The organism is Haemophilus parainfluenzae, assembly GCF_900638025.1.
Classification (GTDB): domain Bacteria; phylum Pseudomonadota; class Gammaproteobacteria; order Enterobacterales; family Pasteurellaceae; genus Haemophilus_D; species Haemophilus_D parainfluenzae_J.
Genome location: NZ_LR134481.1, coordinates 1,871,453 through 1,892,017, shown reverse-complemented (window position 1 = coordinate 1,892,017; position 20,565 = coordinate 1,871,453). Strand labels below are relative to the sequence as shown.

Annotated in this window: 18 protein-coding genes; 10 read left to right on the top strand and 8 right to left on the bottom strand. The window is 38.8% G+C overall.

Going from position 1 to position 20,565, the window contains the following annotated elements:
* Nucleotides 1-7 precede the first annotated feature (7 nt).
* Together dnaX and EL215_RS09405 are read left to right on the top strand one after the other, a co-directional pair.
* Nucleotides 8-2,167 carry a DNA polymerase III subunit gamma/tau gene (gene dnaX, locus EL215_RS09410; RefSeq protein WP_126471731.1) on the top strand — a complete coding sequence of 720 codons (2,160 nt, stop codon included), beginning with the start codon at nucleotides 8-10 and terminating at the stop codon, nucleotides 2,165-2,167.
* 40 nt (nucleotides 2,168-2,207) lie between these two features.
* Nucleotides 2,208-3,056: a DUF808 domain-containing protein gene (locus EL215_RS09405; RefSeq protein WP_126471729.1), complete on the top strand. Its 849-nt coding sequence runs from the start codon at nucleotides 2,208-2,210 to the stop codon at nucleotides 3,054-3,056.
* A gap of 66 nt (nucleotides 3,057-3,122) precedes the next feature.
* On the opposite strand, the gene proA is transcribed toward EL215_RS09405, so the two are convergent.
* Both proA and EL215_RS09395 read right to left on the bottom strand, forming a co-directional pair.
* The gene (gene proA, locus EL215_RS09400; RefSeq protein WP_126471727.1) at nucleotides 3,123-4,376 is read right to left on the bottom strand and encodes a glutamate-5-semialdehyde dehydrogenase; all 1,254 of its coding nucleotides are present in this window, start codon (nucleotides 4,374-4,376) and stop codon (nucleotides 3,123-3,125) included.
* 15 nt (nucleotides 4,377-4,391) lie between these two features.
* Nucleotides 4,392-5,054 (bottom strand): trimeric intracellular cation channel family protein, encoded by a 663-nt coding sequence (locus EL215_RS09395; protein ID WP_126471725.1) that lies wholly within the window; start codon nucleotides 5,052-5,054, stop codon nucleotides 4,392-4,394.
* A 134-nt stretch (nucleotides 5,055-5,188) separates the two neighbouring features.
* Here EL215_RS09395 and EL215_RS09390 point away from each other — a divergent pair, with 134 nt between their 5' ends.
* The gene (locus EL215_RS09390; protein ID WP_126471723.1) at nucleotides 5,189-5,989 is read left to right on the top strand and encodes an HI_1241 family integral membrane domain; all 801 of its coding nucleotides are present in this window, start codon (nucleotides 5,189-5,191) and stop codon (nucleotides 5,987-5,989) included.
* Between the two features lie 73 nt (nucleotides 5,990-6,062).
* Here the strand turns inward: EL215_RS09390 and EL215_RS09385 are convergent, their stop codons facing one another.
* The gene (locus EL215_RS09385) at nucleotides 6,063-6,281 is read right to left on the bottom strand and encodes an HP1242/YdcH family protein (protein WP_049357594.1); all 219 of its coding nucleotides are present in this window, start codon (nucleotides 6,279-6,281) and stop codon (nucleotides 6,063-6,065) included.
* A 238-nt stretch (nucleotides 6,282-6,519) separates the two neighbouring features.
* Between EL215_RS09385 and serS the strand changes: the two genes are divergently transcribed.
* Nucleotides 6,520-7,809 carry a serine--tRNA ligase gene (gene serS, locus EL215_RS09380; protein WP_049357592.1) on the top strand — a complete coding sequence of 430 codons (1,290 nt, stop codon included), beginning with the start codon at nucleotides 6,520-6,522 and terminating at the stop codon, nucleotides 7,807-7,809.
* Nucleotides 7,810-7,966: 157 nt separating this feature from the next.
* Nucleotides 7,967-8,911, top strand: a complete 945-nt coding sequence (gene tehA, locus EL215_RS09375; protein WP_049357590.1) for a dicarboxylate transporter/tellurite-resistance protein TehA — start codon at nucleotides 7,967-7,969, stop codon at nucleotides 8,909-8,911.
* An 86-nt stretch (nucleotides 8,912-8,997) separates the two neighbouring features.
* Here the strand turns inward: tehA and rnb are convergent, their stop codons facing one another.
* The 3 genes from rnb to EL215_RS09360 form a co-directional block, all read right to left on the bottom strand.
* Entirely contained in the window at nucleotides 8,998-10,977 is a 1,980-nt protein-coding gene (rnb, locus tag EL215_RS09370; RefSeq protein ID WP_126471721.1) for an exoribonuclease II, read from the bottom strand.
* A gap of 133 nt (nucleotides 10,978-11,110) precedes the next feature.
* Nucleotides 11,111-11,899: an SDR family oxidoreductase gene (locus tag EL215_RS09365; RefSeq protein ID WP_049357586.1), complete on the bottom strand. Its 789-nt coding sequence runs from the start codon at nucleotides 11,897-11,899 to the stop codon at nucleotides 11,111-11,113.
* 85 nt (nucleotides 11,900-11,984) lie between these two features.
* Nucleotides 11,985-12,740 (bottom strand): Nif3-like dinuclear metal center hexameric protein, encoded by a 756-nt coding sequence (locus EL215_RS09360; RefSeq protein ID WP_126471719.1) that lies wholly within the window; start codon nucleotides 12,738-12,740, stop codon nucleotides 11,985-11,987.
* A 441-nt stretch (nucleotides 12,741-13,181) separates the two neighbouring features.
* Here EL215_RS09360 and EL215_RS09355 point away from each other — a divergent pair, with 441 nt between their 5' ends.
* From EL215_RS09355 to EL215_RS09345, 3 genes are all read left to right on the top strand, one after another.
* Complete coding sequence (locus tag EL215_RS09355) at nucleotides 13,182-13,499, top strand: hypothetical protein (RefSeq protein ID WP_126471717.1); 318 nt, start codon at nucleotides 13,182-13,184, stop codon at nucleotides 13,497-13,499.
* A 13-nt stretch (nucleotides 13,500-13,512) separates the two neighbouring features.
* Complete coding sequence (locus tag EL215_RS09350) at nucleotides 13,513-14,691, top strand: leucine-rich repeat domain-containing protein (protein WP_126471716.1); 1,179 nt, start codon at nucleotides 13,513-13,515, stop codon at nucleotides 14,689-14,691.
* 160 nt (nucleotides 14,692-14,851) lie between these two features.
* Entirely contained in the window at nucleotides 14,852-15,439 is a 588-nt protein-coding gene (locus EL215_RS09345) for a Dag1 family anti-phage DNA glycosylase (protein WP_126471714.1), read from the top strand.
* 82 nt (nucleotides 15,440-15,521) lie between these two features.
* Here EL215_RS09345 and EL215_RS09340 read toward each other — a convergent pair whose 3' ends face one another.
* Nucleotides 15,522-16,457: a Kdo(2)-lipid IV(A) acyltransferase gene (locus EL215_RS09340; RefSeq protein WP_126471712.1), complete on the bottom strand. Its 936-nt coding sequence runs from the start codon at nucleotides 16,455-16,457 to the stop codon at nucleotides 15,522-15,524.
* Nucleotides 16,458-16,554: 97 nt separating this feature from the next.
* Here EL215_RS09340 and hldE point away from each other — a divergent pair, with 97 nt between their 5' ends.
* On the top strand, nucleotides 16,555-17,985 hold the full coding sequence (gene hldE / locus EL215_RS09335) for a bifunctional D-glycero-beta-D-manno-heptose-7-phosphate kinase/D-glycero-beta-D-manno-heptose 1-phosphate adenylyltransferase HldE (protein WP_126471710.1): 1,431 nt from the start codon (nucleotides 16,555-16,557) through the stop codon (nucleotides 17,983-17,985).
* A gap of 130 nt (nucleotides 17,986-18,115) precedes the next feature.
* Complete coding sequence (rpsO, locus tag EL215_RS09330; RefSeq protein WP_005628925.1) at nucleotides 18,116-18,385, top strand: 30S ribosomal protein S15; 270 nt, start codon at nucleotides 18,116-18,118, stop codon at nucleotides 18,383-18,385.
* Nucleotides 18,386-18,498: 113 nt separating this feature from the next.
* Here the strand turns inward: rpsO and prlC are convergent, their stop codons facing one another.
* A complete protein-coding gene (prlC, locus tag EL215_RS09325) occupies nucleotides 18,499-20,538 on the bottom strand; it encodes an oligopeptidase A (protein WP_126471708.1) in 2,040 nt (679 codons plus the stop codon).
* Nucleotides 20,539-20,565: the final 27 nt, after the last annotated feature.

The following is a 20,565-nucleotide window of genomic DNA, read 5'->3' as shown; positions in this document are numbered from 1 at the left end:
AGATGCGATGAGCTACCAAGTTTTAGCCAGAAAATGGCGACCAAAAAACTTTTCTGAAGTAGTGGGGCAAAGCCATGTACTCACTGCTTTGGAAAACGGTTTAAAAGAAAACCGTTTACATCATGCTTATTTATTTTCCGGCACCCGTGGCGTGGGTAAAACCTCCATTGCTCGTTTATTTGCGAAGGGCTTGAACTGCGTAAATGGTATTACTGCCGATCCTTGCGGTCAATGTGAAAACTGCAAAGCGATCGAAGCGGGCAACTTTATTGATTTAATTGAAATCGATGCGGCTTCTCGTACTAAAGTAGAAGATACGCGTGAGCTATTAGACAATGTGCAATATAAGCCGGTAGTGGGGCGTTATAAAGTCTATCTCATCGATGAAGTGCATATGCTTTCCCGCCATTCTTTCAATGCGTTGTTAAAAACCTTGGAAGAGCCACCTGAATATGTGAAATTTCTACTCGCTACAACGGATCCTCAAAAATTACCGATTACGATTTTATCCCGTTGTATGCAATTTCATCTCAAAGCATTAGATGAACCGCAAATTTCAGCGCATCTTAATCGCGTGCTTACTGCCGAAAATATTCCTTTTGATGCACCTGCATTGGATAAATTAGCCAAAGCGGCGCAGGGGAGTATTCGTGATAGCTTAAGTTTAACGGATCAAGCGATAGCCATGGGCAACGGTAAAGTTTCCACTGATGTGGTGAATACCATGCTTGGGCTTTTAGATGAAGAACAGCCAATTGAAATCATTTACGCCTTACATCAAGGTAACGGTGAGCGTTTAATGAAAACCATCCAAACAGTGGCAGAAAAAGCGGGCGATTGGGATGAATTATTGGCAGAAACAGCTGAGAAATTACATCAAATTGCATTAATGCAGTTACTCGCTAAAAGTGCTACCGATGAAAACGATCACTTAGGCTTTCTGGCTAAACATATTTCACCGGAAGACGTACAATTTTTCTATCAAGTGATTGTATCAGGTCGAAAAGAATTGGCCTCCGCACCAAATCGTCGAATTGGCGCAGAAATGACATTATTGAGGGCGTTGGCATTCCACCCAAAGTTCCTTACGGCAGCACAAACGCCTAAACAAGGCGGGCTATCCCCTGAACAAAATACACAGAAAAGTGCGGTTGAAAATCAGCCTGTTTCTGGTTATGTGGATATGCCGGTGCTGTCGCAAAACATCAAAGCAAATTATTCTGCACAAGCGAAAAAGTCAATGGCTCAATCGGCGATTGTGCATTCTTCACCTTCTCAACCTGTTTCCACTCAAACAACGTCTTCATTAAATTTAGCCAGTCTTGCGGCATTAGAAGCATTGAATCAATTAACGCAAATTGAGCAATCAGAACGCCAACATCATCATGATGAACAGCAAGCCGCAGTGGAAGAAACCTTGCATCATCTTCAAGAGTTAGATGAGCAAAAAAATTCACCCAAAATGACCGAACTTCCTGTGCGAGAGATGACACCACCGAAAGCTGCGCAAACGAAAGCTACGCAAACGAAAGCAGCGGTGTTAAATCCGATTAGTCAACAAGCTGACGAGTTAAAGCAAGGTATTGAGACGGTTGAAAATACCATTGATGACAACGCTGAAATGGACGCGGAAGAGCAAGAAACTCTGGATGCGGAAACCTATCGTTGGGAGTGGAGTAATCCGGATTTAGCTAAAGTGGATAGCGGTGTGCGTCCTTCTGATATTAAACAGGCAATGTTGAAAGATGTGACACCAGAATTGCGTGAGAAAATTATTCAAATTACGCAAAAACAAGATCCTTGGACGGATATTGTCGAACGTTCTGGTGTGATTGGCTTTTCAAAAGAGTTGGCATTAAATTGCTTTATTAAGTCGCAAACAGAAGATGAAATTCAACTCGGACTTCATTCTGAAAAAGCGCATTTAAAACAAGATCGAAATATTAAAAATTTAGTGGAACATCTTGAACGTTTATATGAAAAACCAGTCAAATTGTCGATTTTTGTTGAAGATTCCGATGTTTTAACACCGATGGATTACCGTAAAAAGGTTTATCAAAACTTGCGTGAACAGGCGAGTACGGATTTACAGCAAGATAAAAAACTGCTTTTATTACAAAAAGAGTTTGATGCGAAGTTGGATGTCGAAAGCATTCGACCAGTCTAAAACTCATTTCTCTAAATTTTAACTTTACAAAGGAAAGAATATGGCGTTTAGCTCTCTTTTTACTCTTATTGATGACATTGCATCGATTCTTGATGATGTCGCCTTGATGACCAAAATGGCAGCCAAGAAAACCGTTGGCGTGGTAGGCGATGACTTAGCCTTAAATGCTAATCAGGTAACAGGGGCATCTTCCGATCGTGAATTACCTATTGTTTGGGCTGTCACCAAAGGATCGTTAGTCAATAAAATCATTTTAATTCCAATTGCTTTACTGCTTTCTGCGTTTTTACCTTGGTTGATCGTGCCACTTCTGATGATTGGTGGGGCGTATTTATGTTTTGAAGGTGTAGAGAAAATTCTACATAAATTTATTGCTCATGAAGAGCATGAAGAAAAAACAACCTTTAATGAAGCCGCTAAAATTAAGGGGGCAATTCGTACTGATTTTATTCTTTCCGCTGAAATTATCATTATTGCATTGGGCGAATTAACCGAAGCGAGCTTGCTGACTCGCATTATTTCCCTTTCGGTAGTGGGTATTGGGATTACTATTTTTGTTTATGGCTTGGTCGCATTGATTGTTAGAGCAGATGATTTCGGTTTATACCTTATCAAAAAAGGTGGCGTAGCGAAGTCAATTGGGAACGCAATTTTAGTGATTATGCCTAAATTTATGCGTTCACTTAGTTTTATCGGTACGCTTGCGATGTTCTTAGTCGGTGGTGGTATTTTCGTACATAATGTGGATTTCATTCATCATTTGCTCGCTGATTATCAATTGGCAGATGGCCTATTAGGTAATGTGGCGACGTTAGTCGTGGGTGTGATTGTAGGCGCGATTGCTTGTGCGATTGTATTACCCGCGATGAAATTATTCGGTAAACACTAAAAACGAGATAAAAAATAACCGCACTTTGATGCTTTCAAGGTGCGGTTTTTTTATAGATGAAACAGACTATTTGCGAGAAGTGTAATCGCCGACACAAACCCATTTATAACTGGTTAAGGCTTCTAATCCCATTGGGCCTCGAGCATGAAGTTTTTGAGTACTTACCGCCACTTCTGCACCTAAACCAAATTGTCCGCCATCGGTAAATCGAGTACTTGCATTAACATACACGGCTGCTGCATCCACTTGATTGATAAATTGTGCGGCTAGTCGTTGATTTTCCGTCAAGATACTTTCTGAATGTTGTGTGCCATATTCACGAATGTGAGCAATCGCCGCATCCATATCTTCAACGACTACAACATTGAGATCCAATGAGCCCCATTCTTGGCGTAGCGCTTGTTCAGTCACTTCTTGCACATCAACATTTGCAGCTTGAAGAGTCGAAAGTGCGGTCGATTTAGCATGGAATTTCACTTTTTTCTCGGCTAAATATTTCGCGAGTTTTGGCAGGAAGCTTTTTGCAATTGAACGTTGAACTAAAAGCGTTTCCAACGTATTACATGTGCTTGGACGTTGGCATTTTGCGTTAGCAATCACCGCAAGGGCTTTTTCTTGGTCAGCACTTTCTTCCACAAAAAGATGGCAAACACCCACACCACCGACAATTACCGGAATGGTGGAATGTTGTTTGCAAAGCTCATGTAAGCCCGCACCGCCACGAGGAATAATCATATCCACATAGCGATCCAATTTAAGCAGTTGCATCACAAGTTCACGATTCGGATCGGTAATGGCTTGGACTGCATGGCGCGGTAATCCCGCTTGTTCAAGGGCATTTTGTACCACTTCCACTAAAATTTTGTTGGAATGTTGTGTTTCTTTTCCTCCACGTAAAATCACGGCATTGCCCGTTTTTAAGCAAAGGCTCGCCACATCAATGGTGACATTTGGACGCGCTTCGTAAATGGTACCTATCACGCCAAGCGGGGTACGAACTCGTTCGATCTTTAATCCGCTATCTAAGGTGCCACCATCAATGATTTTACCTACTGGATCGGCAAGAGAAATCACATGGCGCACATCATTCGCAATACCTTTTAGGCGATCTTCAGTTAATAAAAGACGATCAATTAATGCTTCAGATAAGCCATGTTGTTTCGCAATTTCAATATCTTTTTGGTTTGCGGCTAGAATACGGTCAGCTTGTTGTTCTAATTGTTCCGTAATGATACTGAGCGCATGATTTTTTTCAGTAGTGTTTAACTGCGCTAAAATAAACGCTGCATCTTTAGCCTGTTTGCCCATTTGTTCTAACATAATTATTCCTTTTAATTATTTCGTTTTCTTCGGTAATTTATCATTTGTTTCATCTTCTTGCTCTTGGAAATCGAAAACGGGTAAGGCCCAGCCAAATCGAACAGCAAGTAAACGCAATGAAAAACCACTGAATAAAGTCAGTAAAATCGTAAATGTATGATCTAATTGAATATGTTGGAGTGCCATATACATCGCAGCGGAGAAGAAAGACACGCTCGCGTAAAGTTCTTTTTGGAATACAAGAGGAATGCGGTTACAAAGTAAATCACGCAACACACCACCAAATGCCCCTGTTACGGTTGCCGCAATGGATGTCACGGTAAAGCCATAACCCATATCAATGGCAATTTGCGCACCGATAATGGAATACACGATTAATCCTAAAGCATCTAATACTAAGAAAATGGTGCGAAAGTAGCGCATAAAATGTTTGATGAAGGGCGCGATAAAAACGGTTAATACAGCTGCACCAGCCACCATAATGAAATATTCAGGATGTTTAACCCAGCCAAGCGGGTAGTGCCCTAGTAATACATCGCGTACCGATCCACCGCCAATCGCCGTGACACAGGCGATAATAATGACCCCGAAAATATCCATTTTTTCTCGTCCGGCAGCTAATGCGCCGGTAATTCCTTCGGCGGTAATGCCAATAATATAAAGTATGCTTAATAGCATTTTTTTTGTGGTTCCTAAAGTAGGGGTATCATTTTGCTTATTTTAAAAGGGAATGAGGCAAAATGCACGAAAGCCATTAAAAAAAGCCGTAAATTTTGGCATAATGACGCCTTCTTTTTCTAATCGAGAATTTTATGTCAGAAGAACAATCCAAACCCTTGGCAGTATTTCTTGCGATATTGCCAATTGGGTTGCTATTAATGGTCGATTTTTTTATAGAATCTTTGCAACTTGCTGAAAAATTGATTCCTCATTTAGCCTTTAGCGTGCTGATTGCCCAATTGCTTTGTTTAGTTGCCTTTATTAAAGGGGAAATTTGTCCAGGGCAGCGTGGACGTTTAATCAAAGCAAATGCTTGTTTTGCACTTTATTGGTTCGTTTGGCTAGGGATGAGCTTGGCCTCACCACATCATTACGTGATAACGGATATTGTCAGCTTATGCGGATTATCTGCCGTATATGCAGTGTGGAAACAACCTAAAGATGACGTCGCTCGCCGTGGTTTTCTCTTAATGGCATCTTTGGTGAGTGGATTTGGTGTCATTGCCTATCTGATGATTTTCTTTGGCAATCCAACACCGAATTTCATGCAATATAACCCACTGGCACAAGCTGTGGTGGGCGTATTGTTGGCGAATTTATGCTTGTCCGTTTCTCGTAATCGTTTACAAGGTTTTATAGCATTGCTGCCATTATTGATGATTTTACTGCTTGCGCTTAATGCATTGGCAGTACTTATTTTTATTATTTATCAAGGTGTAAGTACGGTCAGTTTTATCAGTGCTTGGGCATACGGCATTTATTTCCTGCTTCACTTAGTGATAGCGGGTGTATTGCTCTTACACAGTGTAAATAAATGGAAGCTCAGCTATAACAGCCTACTCATTTTATTCTTTATGACTAGTAGCTTGCCAGTCTGGGCGATGTTTATTTAATGGATAAAGCAAAATCTCTTAAAACAAAAAAGTGCGGTAAATTTCACCGCACTTTGTCTTTACATTAAACCAATTACTCAGCTGCTTTCTTTTTCAAGTATTGATAGAGCTCGTCTTTAATCCGTAATTTTTCTTTTTTCAAGTTCTCAATTTCCGTATGAGTAGCGAGTTCTATGTTATCAATCTTATTTTTGATCTCTTGGTCTAATGCATTGTGTTTTTCAAACAAGCGATCAAAATAAGCATCTTTGTTTTTAAGCTTAGTGATTAAATCGCGAAATTCAGGAAACATAGGTTACTCCTCTTGGTTAACGTTCATTTTCATTATAGAACTTTTTTTTTCTGTTTCTAGTGTCTCATTCTCAGAATTTGACAGAGATCACAAAATTAAATCATGGCTAAGTGCGGTCATAAAATGGGATGTTTTTGACGAGATTAATAAAAGAAATATCAGGCTTTTAACTGGTTTATTTGCTCAAAGCACGCTAGAATAAAGGTATCTGTTTCATAATGAAAAATAGGGAATTCCAATGATCGATCCAAATTTACTCCGTAATAATCTGGCTGAAGTAGCAGAAAAATTAAAAGTAAAACGTAACTTTATTCTTGATACGGAAAAACTTACCGCATTAGAAGAACAACGCAAAGATTTACAAGTAAAAACTGAAACATTACAAGCTGAACGTAACGCACGTTCCAAAGCTATTGGTGCAGCAAAAGCACGTGGTGAAGACATTGAGCCATTATTGGCCGAAGTGGATAACATGGGTGAACAGCTTAACGAAGCGAAAACGCAACTTGATGCCGTGTTAGCAGAAATCAATCAAATTGCGTTAAGCATTCCAAACATCCCGGCAGATGAAGTGCCATTAGGTAAAGACGACACTGAAAATAAAGAAATTTTACGTTGGGGTACACCGCGTACGTTTGATTTTGAGATCAAAGATCACGTGTCATTAGGTGAAGATGCTAATGGCTTAGATTTTGCAGCAGGGGCTAAATTAGCGGGTGCGCGCTTTGCGGTCATGAAAGGTCAAATTGCTAAAATGCACCGTGCATTAGCACAATTCATGTTAGATCTTCATACCGAACAACATGGTTATTTAGAAGCTTATGTACCTTATTTAGTTAACCATGCGACTCTTTATGGAACAGGTCAATTACCAAAATTTGGTGAAGATTTATTCCATACTTTAGCGTTAGAAGGTGAGCAACCTTACGCATTAATTCCAACAGCGGAAGTGCCAGTGACTAACCTTGTACGTGATGTGATTATTGATGAAGCAGAATTGCCAATCAAAATGACCGCACATACACCATGTTTCCGTTCTGAAGCGGGATCGTATGGCCGTGATACCCGTGGCTTAATTCGTATGCACCAATTTGATAAAGTGGAAATGGTACAAATCGTCGATCCTGATAAATCTATGGAAGCGCTTGAAGAATTAACAGGCCATGCAGAAAAAGTACTACAACTTTTAAATTTACCCTATCGTAAAGTATTGCTTTGTACTGGTGATATGGGCTTTGGTTCTTGCAAAACTTACGACTTAGAAGTGTGGGTGCCTGCACAAGATACTTACCGTGAGATTTCTTCTTGCTCTAACATGTGGGATTTCCAAGCGCGTCGTATGCAAGCTCGTTGCAAAGCGAAAGGGGATAAGAAAACTCGCTTAGTGCACACATTAAACGGCTCTGGTTTAGCAGTAGGACGTACATTAGTGGCTGTGCTTGAGAACTATCAAAATGCAGATGGCTCAATTACAGTACCAGAAGTATTACGTCCTTACATGGGCGGATTAGAAGTGATTGGCAAATAATTAACAATATATTAATTCAATTTAGGGCTAATGTTTATTAGCCCTTTCTTTCATTTAGAGAAATGAGATTTTTATTCTAGTCTTTGAGATAAATCCACATCAATATTTGCGCATTTATGGGTAATCTTACAAGGTATCAATTTTTAGGAGAATCATAATGACTGATAAACGACCGTTTCCATTACCAACTGGATATTTTGCGATTCCATTAGGTTTAGGTGCCTTGTCTTTAGCTTGGCTACATATGGGCGATACGCTCTCTTTTTCTCGGAATGTGAGTGATATTATTGGCGTAACGTCTGTTTCAGTATGGGCACTTTTCGTCTTACTTTATATTTATAAAATGATTTATTTCTCTCACGAAGTACGCGATGAATATTGTTGTCCGATACGTTTTTCTTTTCTCGCTTTAATACCGATTACAACGATGTTAAGCGGGGATATTCTGTATCGTTGGTTTCCTCTCATTGGTGAGGGATTAATTTGGATCGGGACAATTGGACAATTATTGTTTGCTTCCGTGCGTATTAGTGCGTTATGGAAAGATGGCACATTTGAGGAAAAATCGACATTGCCACCATTTTATTTGCCCTCTGTCGCAACTAATTTCACCAGTGCATCATCATTGGCCTTGTTAGGCTATCACGATTTAGGCTATTTGTTCTTAGGGGCGGGGATGATTGCTTGGATTATTTATGAACCGGTGTTATTCCAGCGCTTACGCGTGTTGCAAATTGAACCACAATTTCGTCCAACCATGGGGATCATTTTAGCGCCGGCATTCGTGGGATCGTCGGCTTACTTATCGCTTAATGGGGGAGAGATCGATCTTTTCGTTAAGTTCTTATGGGGATACGGTTTTTTACAAATGTTCTTTTTAATTCGCCTGTTCCCTTGGATTAGTGAAAAAGGGCTAAATATTGGCTTCTGGGCTTTTTCATTCGGATTAGCTTCTTTAGCGAATGGGGCCGTTTTTTTCGTTCATCATAATGTACTGAGTGGCTTGGCAAATGGTGCATTTATCTTTGCTAACCTGATGATGAGTGGTTTAGTACTGATAACACTAGGAAAAATTTTCAAAGGACAATTTTGGTTAAAGTAATTTAAATAAAAAGTACGGTTAAAAAATGATTTGCACCCCAAAAGTTGGACTAAACAGCCAATAATTGAGGTGCAAATTTTATATGCCTATATCATAATATTTCCTACAATGCTACGAGTTTCCTCTCGCACTTCGGTGAGTTTCACTTTCACTAAATCGCCGATTTTGTAGCGACGTTCTCCTTGAATATACAAGGCCAATTCATCAGTGTTCACTTGCATTTCAGCTTTATTCAGATGCAGTGTAGAGGCCGGTACGAACATTGATGCACCATTTTCCAATAATTGAACACGTAAACCGCCACGCATTACATCTTGCACTTCTGCATCAAATTCAGTATTTTCAGCGACTTTGTCAGCAAGATAGCGACAATATAACCAGTCTGCGATATCACGCTCAACCAAGCGATTTTGGCGACGGGCTTCTTGTAAGCGAGCAAGGACTTCATCTTGTGGTTTTTCACAAGCTTGCTGTGTGAGCACGGCTTTAATTAAACGATGGTTCACCATATCGGAATATTTACGGATAGGCGATGTCCAGGTTGCATAACCTTCTAATCCAAGCCCAAAATGTGGAGCAAGTTCCGATTTAAATTCCGCAAAGGTTAAATAACGACGTAAACGGAATTCTAAATAGTCACCTTCAATTGGTTCAATATCATGACGCATTTGGCAATAACCCTTTAAGGTTGCCAAATTTTCCACAGAATAACGCTCAGCAAGCTCAGCTTGATTTTCTTCATTAGCTAAATTTGCCATTAAGAAATTATGCGCGTTTTCTAAGAATTTCTTATCAAACCCCGAGTGTGTATTAAAAATACCGGTTTGTGCTTGTTCAGCTAAGAATTGAGCAGCACAAATGTTGGCAATGATCATGGATTCTTCTACGATTTGATTTGCAATACGACGATATTCCGCTTTAATTTCTTTCACTTTGCCATTTTCAGCGAGAATAAAGGAGTAATCCGGTTTTTCTTTAAATAAAAGAGAATGCGTTTTACGCCATTGAATACGCGCTTGAGTAAATTGATGTAACCAATCAATTTGCTGGGTAATTTCAGATGTTTCCGGTTGCCATGCATCAGGTACTTGTTCTAAATAATCTGAAATCTTGTTATAGGCTAATTTTGCTTTAGATTGTACATAAGCCGATACAAAATGCGGTTTAGCCGTGATGTTACCTGCAAGATCCGTTTCAATGTAACACACTAATGCAGGACGAGTTTCATTTGCCATTAATGAGCATAATTCATCAGACAATTCACGCGGCAGCATTGGGATGTTGAAGCCTGGCAAATAATTGGTGAAACAACGCTGTTTCGCATCTTTTTCAATTTGTGAATCTAATGCAATGTAAGCTGTTGGATCAGCAATCGCAACGACTAATCGCCAGCCGGTTTGCGTACCATTTTGTTCGATAGGTTCGATGTAAAGAGCATCGTCCATATCCTGTGTGCTTTCAGAGTCAATAGTGACAAAATGAAGTGCGGTCAGATCTTCACGGGTTTGTTGATCTAACATTTCATAACTTTCTGCACCTTGCACAGAATAACGAGATTGCTCATGACGTGCCAATGTTACCCACCAAGGGGCAAATTCATCATCAGCACGGCAGATAAATTGATTGATAGTGGCATAGAAAAAGCGATCATCACGTAATGGGTGCGTTTTCAAATTTGCTACGACCCAGTCGCCTTCTTGTAATTCTTCTTTTACGGATTTAACTTGTTGTGCACCAATGGGTTGGTTGATACTTGGGTGATCAACCAAAACTTGCAATTTCTTGTCTTTATTGAATCGCACTTTGGCAATAAAGCGAGTGAGCATTGGTTCAATTAATTCTTCAGGTTCAGCTTGCTCTTTATCGCCTTGTTTTTCAATGGTAGCTTTGATTTTGTCACCGTGCATAACCTTTTTCATTGCGGCAGGTGCAATGAAGTAGCTTTTCTTATCGCACTCGAGAAAGCCATAAGCTTTATCAGTACCTTTTACCACGCCTTCAACGCGTTCTTTGCTGTCATGGATTTGTTGTTTAAGTTGTGCAAGTAGTGGATTATCTTGGAACATAATTATCAATCATAGAGTAGACTTTAATTCTTAGTCTGCTAAATAGAGTAAAAATAATAATGACGGATCGGAGTCCGCCCTTACAAAAGGAAAAGGCAGGTCATTCAAACCTGCCAGTAAATTTAATGGAAAATTATTCTTCGCCTAATTCACCCATTGCAGTGATGCTGAAACCTGCATCTACGTGAACGATTTCACCGGTAATACCCGATGCTAAATCAGAACATAAGAATGCTGCTGAGTTGCCCACATCTTCGATAGTAACAGTGCGGCGTAACGCTGCGGTTTTCTCGAATGTAGCAAGCATTTTCTTAAAGTTTTTAATACCTGATGCGGCTAAAGTACGGATTGGACCTGCAGAGATTGCATTCACTCGAATACCTTCTTTACCTAAATCTGCTGCCATTACGCGAGTTGCCGCTTCAAGAGATGCTTTTGCTAAACACATGACGTTGTAGTTAGGAATAGCGCGCTCTGCTCCTAAGTAAGAAAGCGTTAATAATGCAGCGTTTGGATTTAAGTAAGGACGTGCCGCTTGTGCCATAGCAACGAAGCTGAATGCACTGATGTCGTGAGCAATACGATAGCCTTCACGCGTTGCAGCATGTACGTAATCACCATCTAATTGATCGCCTGGTGCAAATGCGATAGCGTGTACGAAACCATCAAATTTTTCCCAACGTTTGCTTAATTCAGCAAAGCAGTTTTGGATGCTTTCATCGGTCGCTACGTCTAAAGGAAGTACGATGTCAGAACCAAATTCTTTTGCAAATTCTTCTACGCGTGGTTGTAATTTATCGTTTAAATAAGTGAAAGCAAGTTCAGCGCCTTGTTCTTTCATTGCTTTTGCAATCCCGTAAGCAATAGAACGGTTGCTTGCAAGACCTGTTACTAAAATACGTTTACCAGTTAAGAAACCCATATTTTTTCCTATGTTTGAGTTAAAAAAATCGACGAGATTATACTTGTTTTGTATGCTTTCAGCAATCAATCACACTTTGTACCAGTTACGCCGGATTATCAATATCTTTAAATTCTACATCCAAGCCATATTCAGCCGCTAACCATTCACCTAATGCTTTAATGCCATAGCGTTCAGTCGCATGGTGACCAGCCGCAAAGAAATGAATACCTTGCTCACGAGCAGAGTGAATTGTTTGCTCCGAAACCTCACCGGTAATAAAGGCATCACAACCTTGTGCTGCAGCTAAATCAATATAGCCTTGTCCGCCTCCGGTACAAATGCCAATTTTATGAATTAAGTGCGGTCCGTTTTCGGTGCAAATTAATGGTTTACGTTGAAGCACTTGTTCAATACGTTGCGCAAACTCTTCAGAGGTAACAGGATCTTTTAATGTTCCCCAAACAGGAATGCTGGTTGAGCCATTTTCTAAAGGTTGAAGATCGTCAATTCCCAATAACTGAGCAAGTTTTGCGTTGTTGCCTAATTCTGGGTGAACATCCAAAGGCAAGTGGTAGCTGTATAAATTAATGTCATTCACAAGCAAAGTTTTGATACGTTTGCCTTTCATGCCGCGAATACATGGATTTTCACTTTTCCAAAAATAGCCGTGGTGGACAAGTACCGCATCAGCTTGTTGTGTAACGGCATAATCAATCAAAGCCTGGCTTGCGGTGACACCCGTAATGATCTTTTTGATCTCCGTTTTGCCTTCTACTTGCAAACCGTTAGGTGCATAATCGTTAATTCTGTCTGTGCTAAGTTTTTCGTTTAGTAAACGTTCAAGTTCTAGGTTGTTCATGATTTTTAAGAAAAAGAAAAAGGTGAGATATGGTAAGAGATTTCAAAAAAAATGGCTAGTGCAAAAGGAGTGGGGGGGGAATGCACTAGCCAGTAGTGTGTTTGTCATAACACAAGTTTACTATCTAACTAAAACGATATTCACTATATATTAAATTATATAAAGATCAAGAAAAATTTTAGATATTTTTTAATCGAATCATTGACAGATTTTTCAGCTCTCAATGGTAGCTTTTTTACAAAATTTTATAGGCAGAATTCGCTCAGTTAGTTGCATAATAGAGCAATTAACTCAAGATATGATTAAGAATGTAACTAATTGTTTTAATTTTGTTTTATTCCAAGAAGTATACTTCTTTTAGTTGGTATTGACATACCAACTAAACAAACACTGATAAAAATATTTTTAATTAACATTTAACATAAGTAATCGGAGTAAATCATGCCAAAAATTTCATTATCAAGTAAATGGTCTTGTGATGGACGTGAGTTAAAACCTAAATCAGGTGGTAGTTCTAGTGATGTTTGGATTTTAACTGGTAGAGAAATTAAACCTAAATATGTTGGTACTTCTAAAGATGTTTGGGTGTGGGATGGACGGGAATTAAAGCCTAAATATGTAGGCACGTCTAAAGATGTTTGGGTCGTAGATGGAGATAAAATTAAGCCTAAATATAGTCCATCATCCAATAATACCTATGAATTAAATGGTAGCCCTATCCTAGTTGCTTTTGGTCAAGTTGTTTTAAAACTTTGGTAAGATAGAGGTAATTATGTCTAAAAAAATTAGAAATTCTGCAATTTATAAAGATTTAATTATTGAATCTGCTGAAGATTATACCGTTACTATCAGATGCCGTGACAGAAAAACACGAAACATGTTAAGAGAAATTTCTGAAGATCTTGGTTTTGAATATTCTGACGAATGGAATACTCGTTATTTTGGCCATCGATTAATTAATTTCATCAACGGCGTTGATACCCGTAGAGAAACTACAAAACTCGCAGAGGATAAATTCCCAGAAGAACTTATCTCAGATACTGATACTACAGAGTATATTTCTGATGAGGATTGGGAATGGTGGTGTGGATTATCAGATACACTAAAATATATTGTGCTATGGAATATTGAAGATAAATTTCTTGATGAAGACTATGGCCTAACTCCTGAATATGATGATTTAAGTCAGGAAATTTCTACAGAACTAGATCTTTATGACAGAAATGGTGCAATCGCTTTCTATTTGAAAGATTATATTGTAGGTGTGCATTTCTCAGATGGTAATTTTGAACCTGGAATAACTCATAAATTTGTCATTCCGGATAATGTGTATAATATTAGAGAGTTGCCTAAATTGTCACATATTAAGCAATTGTCTTCATTATCGTTCCATGGTTGGGGTGGCGGTTTTGGTTCGGAGGAAATTGATTTGCTTGCTCAAATTCCTCAACTAAAAGAACTGGATCTTACTACTAATAGTGTTTTTGGAGATGCTCTAGAAAAATTATCCTCGTTGACTAATTTAAGAACTCTTTCTTTACCATATTCGGGGGATTGGAGTGCTGATGAGTGTAGTATGTTAGCCGCATTAGGTGATAAATTACCAAATTGTGTAATTAATCTACATGTTGGTACTTATGAGGATATTAGTAATCTTGCTGCATTAAAAAACCTTAATGTATCATCACTTTCATTCAGAGATTGGGATGAGTCTGTAAAAGAAGATGTAATAGATTTGATAATTTCATTCTCTAGTATTAAAGAATTAGACCTTTCTGGTAATAAAGTAGATATTCAATTATTAGCTAAATTAGCGTCTTTGCCTAATTTAAGCACTCTTTATTTAGAAGATACTAAGAATTTTGATTACTACAGCATAGAACCTGATAGTGATGAGTGTAATCAACTTCAAAGTGCATTACCAAATTGTAAAATTCGGTATAGCATATAATAAGTTGGATTTACGATTGACTGACTTTATAAATAACACCGTGTGTAATACATGCGGTGTTTATTATTTTTATTGTGGAATGGCAAGTATATAGAAAGAAATATTACTTATTCGTTTTGGTGTTCCCATATTTAAATAAATATCAAGTATTGGAGAAAATGTGGAAAAGTCTTTACCTCCTAAACCCTGTTTTTCAGAAGTTAATAAATATCTAAATAAATGGAAAAATCTTGAAGGTTATACTTCACAAGAAGAGGCATTAAATAAACTTTTTCTAGAGTTATTACCTGGAAATTCTGAAATAGCTGATATTTTATTAAAGGCATCATGTTTAAATGATTTTTATAGTACAAATATTTTTGCTATTCACTCTGTTGTAGAGCATATTTTAAGTGTTAAAGATCTAGATAAACGTTTAAAGTCTGGCGATATTAATTTGGTTAGTGAATTAGGAAACGTAAAAATTGGTGATAACAAAAGGTATTTTTATTCTTTTGCGACTAAATATTGTAGCCATCATAATCCAATTGCTTTCCCAATTTATGATAGCTATGTGGAGAGAGTTCTCCTCTATTTTAATAAAGTAGATAAGTTTTCATCCTTTAGAAAGGAAGATTTAAAAAACTACAGAAAATTTAAAGGGATTTTGTTAGATTTTCAAAGATATTATAAATTAGAGAGATTTAACTTAAAAAAAATTGATCGATATCTCTGGTTATTAGGTAAGGAGTTTTTTCCAAAAAAATAATAGCCTATTTTAATATAAAATAAAAGGCTAGATTCTTTATAGCATCTAGCCTTTTCAGATTTTTTTAGTAGAACCATCTTTTTTACAAATACAAACTTGGCTGATCCTCAGTTGGACGTGTTTTAAATCGGCGGTGTAACCACATGTATTGTTCCACGCCTTTTAAGATTTCTTTTTCCACGACTTTATTCATTCTTGCAGCAATTGCAGTTTCATCTGAAAGATCAGAAAAATCCACTGGTGGAGAAATGCTGACCGTATAGCCTGAACCGTCTTTATTACGTAGTGGCGCAAAAGGGACGACTTTACAATTTGGCGCGGATTTAAGCAGATAATAAGTCCCCGTAGTCGTTGCCACTTCTTGTACGGCAAAGAAAGGCACGAATACGGCATTTTTTCTGCCGTAATCATGATCGGGCGCATACCAAATGGTTTCACCTTTGCGTAAGGCTTTGAGCATGCCACGCAGATCTTTTCGGTTTAGCATATCTTTATTTGAACGTAAGCGACCTTTAATTTGTAACCAATCAAAAGCTGGATTATCGTTGGGACGATAAACACCTACACCAGGATGATCTAAGCCCACAATACGGGCGCCTAACTCAAGAGTGAGGAAATGAACTCCCACAAAGATAATGCCGTCTTGAACATTTTCTTTTAAATAATTTAAGCCTTCAATTTTTGACCATTTTTTAATGCGCGCATCAGACCAAAACCATGCCATGCCGGTTTCAATAATCGCCATACCGACAGCACGCAAGTTTTCTTGTAAAATGGTTTCACGTTCTTGCTCGGGTATTTCTGGGAAGCAGAGCTCAAGATTTCGGCGTGCGATAGCGGCACGGCGTTTTCCTACTTTTAATTTTGAGAGAAGCCAGCCTAAGCCATTACCGATGTGGCGTAGAATTGGATAGGGAAGTAACAAAAGGCTTCGCCAAATCGCCACACCAAGCCAAAATCCCCAGTATTTTGGTGCAAGAAAGTGCGGTTGAAATTGAGGGAGTTTTTCGTTTTTCATAATTCTTTTCTGGTTAGTTTGGCATGTAGTTTATCGCAAATTTGAGTTGTGGTAAAATTGCGCCGAATTTTTATTATTCCAACAGAGAGATTTCAAAATGGCTCAATATTCTGCCAATTTTAATCAAGCAAAAGTATTAGTGTTAGGCGATGTCATGCTTGACCGTTACTGGTTTGGTGCGACTAATCGTATTTCACCGGAAGCACCGGTTCCTGTGGTTCGTGTACAAGATAATGAAGAGCGTGCAGGTGGTGCAGCAAACGTGGCAATGAATATTGCTTCTCTTAATGTACCTGTGCAAATTTTAGGTTTAATTGGTCAAGATGAAACAGGGACAGCCTTAACTAATTTATTACAGCACCAAAAAATTGATTGTAATTTTGTGGCATTGGATACCCATCCAACCATTACGAAATTGCGTATTTTGTCTCGCCATCAACAATTACTTCGTCTAGATTTTGAAGAAGATTTTCAAAACGTGGAATGCAATGAGTTGCTTGGGAAATTAGAATCGGAAGTGAAAAACTTTGGTGCGTTAGTGCTTTCTGATTACGGTAAAGGTACGTTAAAAGATGTGCAAAAGATGATCCAAATTGCACGTAAAGCGAACATACCAGTGTTAATCGATCCAAAAGGTACGGATTTTGAGCGTTATCGTGGTGCGACTTTACTGACACCAAATATGTCAGAGTTTGAAGCCGTAGTAGGTAAGTGTGATTCTGAAGAAGAGATCATTGAAAAAGGTTTAAAATTAATTTCAGACATTGAATTGACCGCACTTTTAGTAACGCGCTCTGAAAAAGGCATGACATTACTTCGCCCAAATCAAGAACCGTTCCATTTACCAACCGTTGCAAAAGAAGTGTTTGATGTAACGGGTGCAGGTGATACCGTAATCAGTGTCTTAGCAACTGCACTTGCAGATGGCCGTTCTTTTGAAGAATCTTGTTACTTAGCCAATGTGGCGGCAGGTATAGTGGTTGGTAAATTAGGTACATCAACCGTTTCTACTGTGGAATTAGAGAATGCAATTCATGGACGTTCTGAAACAGGCTTTGGTATTATGTCAGAAAGCCAATTAAAAACTGCGGTAGCTCATGCTAAAGCGCGCGGTGAGAAAATTGTGATGACAAACGGTTGTTTTGACATTCTTCATCCTGGTCATGTGTCTTATTTAGAAAATGCTCGCAAACTTGGTGATCGTTTAATTGTTGCGGTGAATACGGATGATTCAGTCAAACGCTTAAAAGGTGAAAGTCGTCCAATTAACAATCTGAATGCACGTATGGCAGTATTGGCTGGTTTAGCTTCTGTGGATTGGGTGGCCTCTTTTGATGAAGATACACCACAACGTTTAATCGGCGATATTTTACCGGATTTATTGGTAAAAGGCGGCGATTACAAACCAGAAGAGATTGCAGGCAGTAAAGAAGTGTGGGCGAATGGCGGCGATGTTCGCGTATTAAATTTCGAAAATGGCTGTTCAACTACGAACGTGATTGAGAAAATCAAAGCGCTGAAAGATTAATTTATTAAGGAATGAGTGGAATAAAGCTTGCCTTTATCCTACTCAATCGTTAAAATTCAGGCTTCTTGTCATCGCTGAGTTAGGGATCGGCGAATGATGTATTAATAACACTACCTTTTAGGAGTAAAAAATGTCTCTAAGTACTGAAAAAAAAGCAGCTATCGTTGCTGAATTTGGTCGCGATGCGAAAGATACTGGTTCTTCTGAAGTTCAAATCGCATTATTAACTGCACAAATCAACCACTTACAAGCTCACTTTGCTGAACACAAAAAAGACCACCATGGTCGTCGTGGTTTATTACGTATGGTTTCTCGTCGTCGTAAACTTTTAGACTACTTAAAACGTACTGATCTTGCTTTATACCAAAGCACTATCGCTCGTTTAGGTTTACGTCGCTAATTTTTATTACGATAGTAAAAATAAAAGCCTTCGGATTACCGAGGGCTTTTTTATTTTCTACATATTAGAAAAATAAAAAACGGTCAAAAATTTGACCGCTCTTTTTTAGTTCATTAGTTTGCAATGCCTTTATGACGAAGTAATGCGTCTAGTTGAGGTTCACGTCCACGGAAGCGTTTGAATAATACCATTGGTTCTTCAGAGCCACCGCGAGTGAGAATTTCATCTAAGAAGGATTTCCCCGTAACTGGATTGAAAATCCCTTCTTCTTCAAAACGAGAGAAGGCATCAGCAGATAGCACTTCAGCCCATAAATAGCTGTAATAACCGGCCGCATAACCGCCCGCAAAAATATGGCTAAAGCTATGTGGCGCTCTTGCCCATTCAACACCTTTAATCACGGCAACTTTATCTTTCACAGCTTTTAAGGTATCAAGCACTTGGTTAGCTTTACCCACTTCAAAAGTATGATGAAGGGTAAAATCAAACAAGCCAAATTCAAGCTGACGTAACACAAACATTGCCGCTTGATAGTTTTTCGCTTTGAGAAGTTGATTTAATTTTTCTTCTGGCAATGGTTCGTGCGTTTCAAAGTGACCCGAAATAAAATCAAGGGCTTCTTTTTCCCAACACCAGTTTTCCATAAATTGACTTGGAAGCTCTACCGCATCCCAAGGTACACCATTGATACCCGCGACATCTGGAACATCAACTTTGGTGAGCATGTGATGAATACCATGACCAAACTCGTGGAAGAGAGTCGTGACTTCATCATGGGTGAATAGCGCAGGTTTATCACCAATAGGCGCATTGAAGTTACAAGTTAAATAGGCAACAGGTTTTTGAATTGAACCGTCGGCATTGCGTTTTCTGCCGATACAATCATCCATCCATGCGCCACCACGTTTATTTTCGCGTGCATAAAGATCGAGATAGAAACTACCGCGTACTTCATCAGTTTCATCAATTAAATCAAAGAAACGCACATCTTTATGCCAAGTATCTACGCCAAAACGTTCAACTGCACGAATATTAAAAATACGCTTAATTAATTCAAATAAACCCGAAATAACGCGATCTTCAGGGAAATAAGGACGAAGTTCTTCATCATTGATCGCATATAAATGTTGTTTTTGTTTTTCGGAATAGAAACTGATATCCCAAGGCGCAAGTTCAGTGACGCCAAATTCTTTTTCACAATAAGCTTTGAGTTCCGCTAATTCTTTCTCACCTTGTGCTTTTGAACGATCCGCAAGGTTATTTAAGAAGTCTAACACTTGTTGTGGGTTTTCAGCCATTTTGGTGGCAAGTGAACGTTCTGTGTATGTATTGAAACCTAGCAATTTAGCTAATTCCACGCGTAACGTCATGATTTCTTCAATAATCGCCGTATTATCCCATTTACCGGCATTTGGACCTTGATCAGAAGCGCGAGTCGCATAAGCACGATACATTTCTTCGCGCAGTGCTGCATTTTCACAATAGGTCATGATTGGCAAATAACTTGGGATTTCTAACGTAAAGCGATAGCCTTTTAAGCCTTTACTTTCGGCAGATTGTTTTGCCGCAAGTAATGCAGATTCAGGAAGACCTGCTAATTCACTTTCATCTTCAATGACTTTTTCCCAGCCCATGGTGGCATCGAGTACATTATTACTAAATTGTGAGCTTAACTCAGATAAGCGCGCGACAATCTCTCCATAACGTTTTTGTTTTTCTTCGGATAAACCGATACCTGAAAGCTCAAAATCACGTAATGCATTTTCAATGGCTTTCTTTTGCGCGACGGAATAAGTCGCAAACTCAGGGCTATTTTTTAGGGCCAAGTAGGCATTGTATAATCCTTTATGCTGGCCTACCCAAGTACTGTATTCAGAGAGTAGTGGTAAGCAGGATTGGTATGCATCGCGTAATTCTGGGCTGTTTTTAACCGAATTTAAATGGAAAATTGGTGACCAAGCACGACTTAAGTGCTCGCCTGCTTCAGAAAGCGGTTCAATAAAGTTTTCCCAAGTAGAGTGCGGTTGTTTTAAAACTTGTTCAATAGCTTGACGATTTTCTTCGATAAGTTCTTGGATTGCCGGTTGAATATGTTCCGGTTTAATTTGAGAAAATGGAGGTAAGCCTTCAATATGAAGTAATGGATTAGACATAAATATTCCTTTTGCTAATAGTTTGTT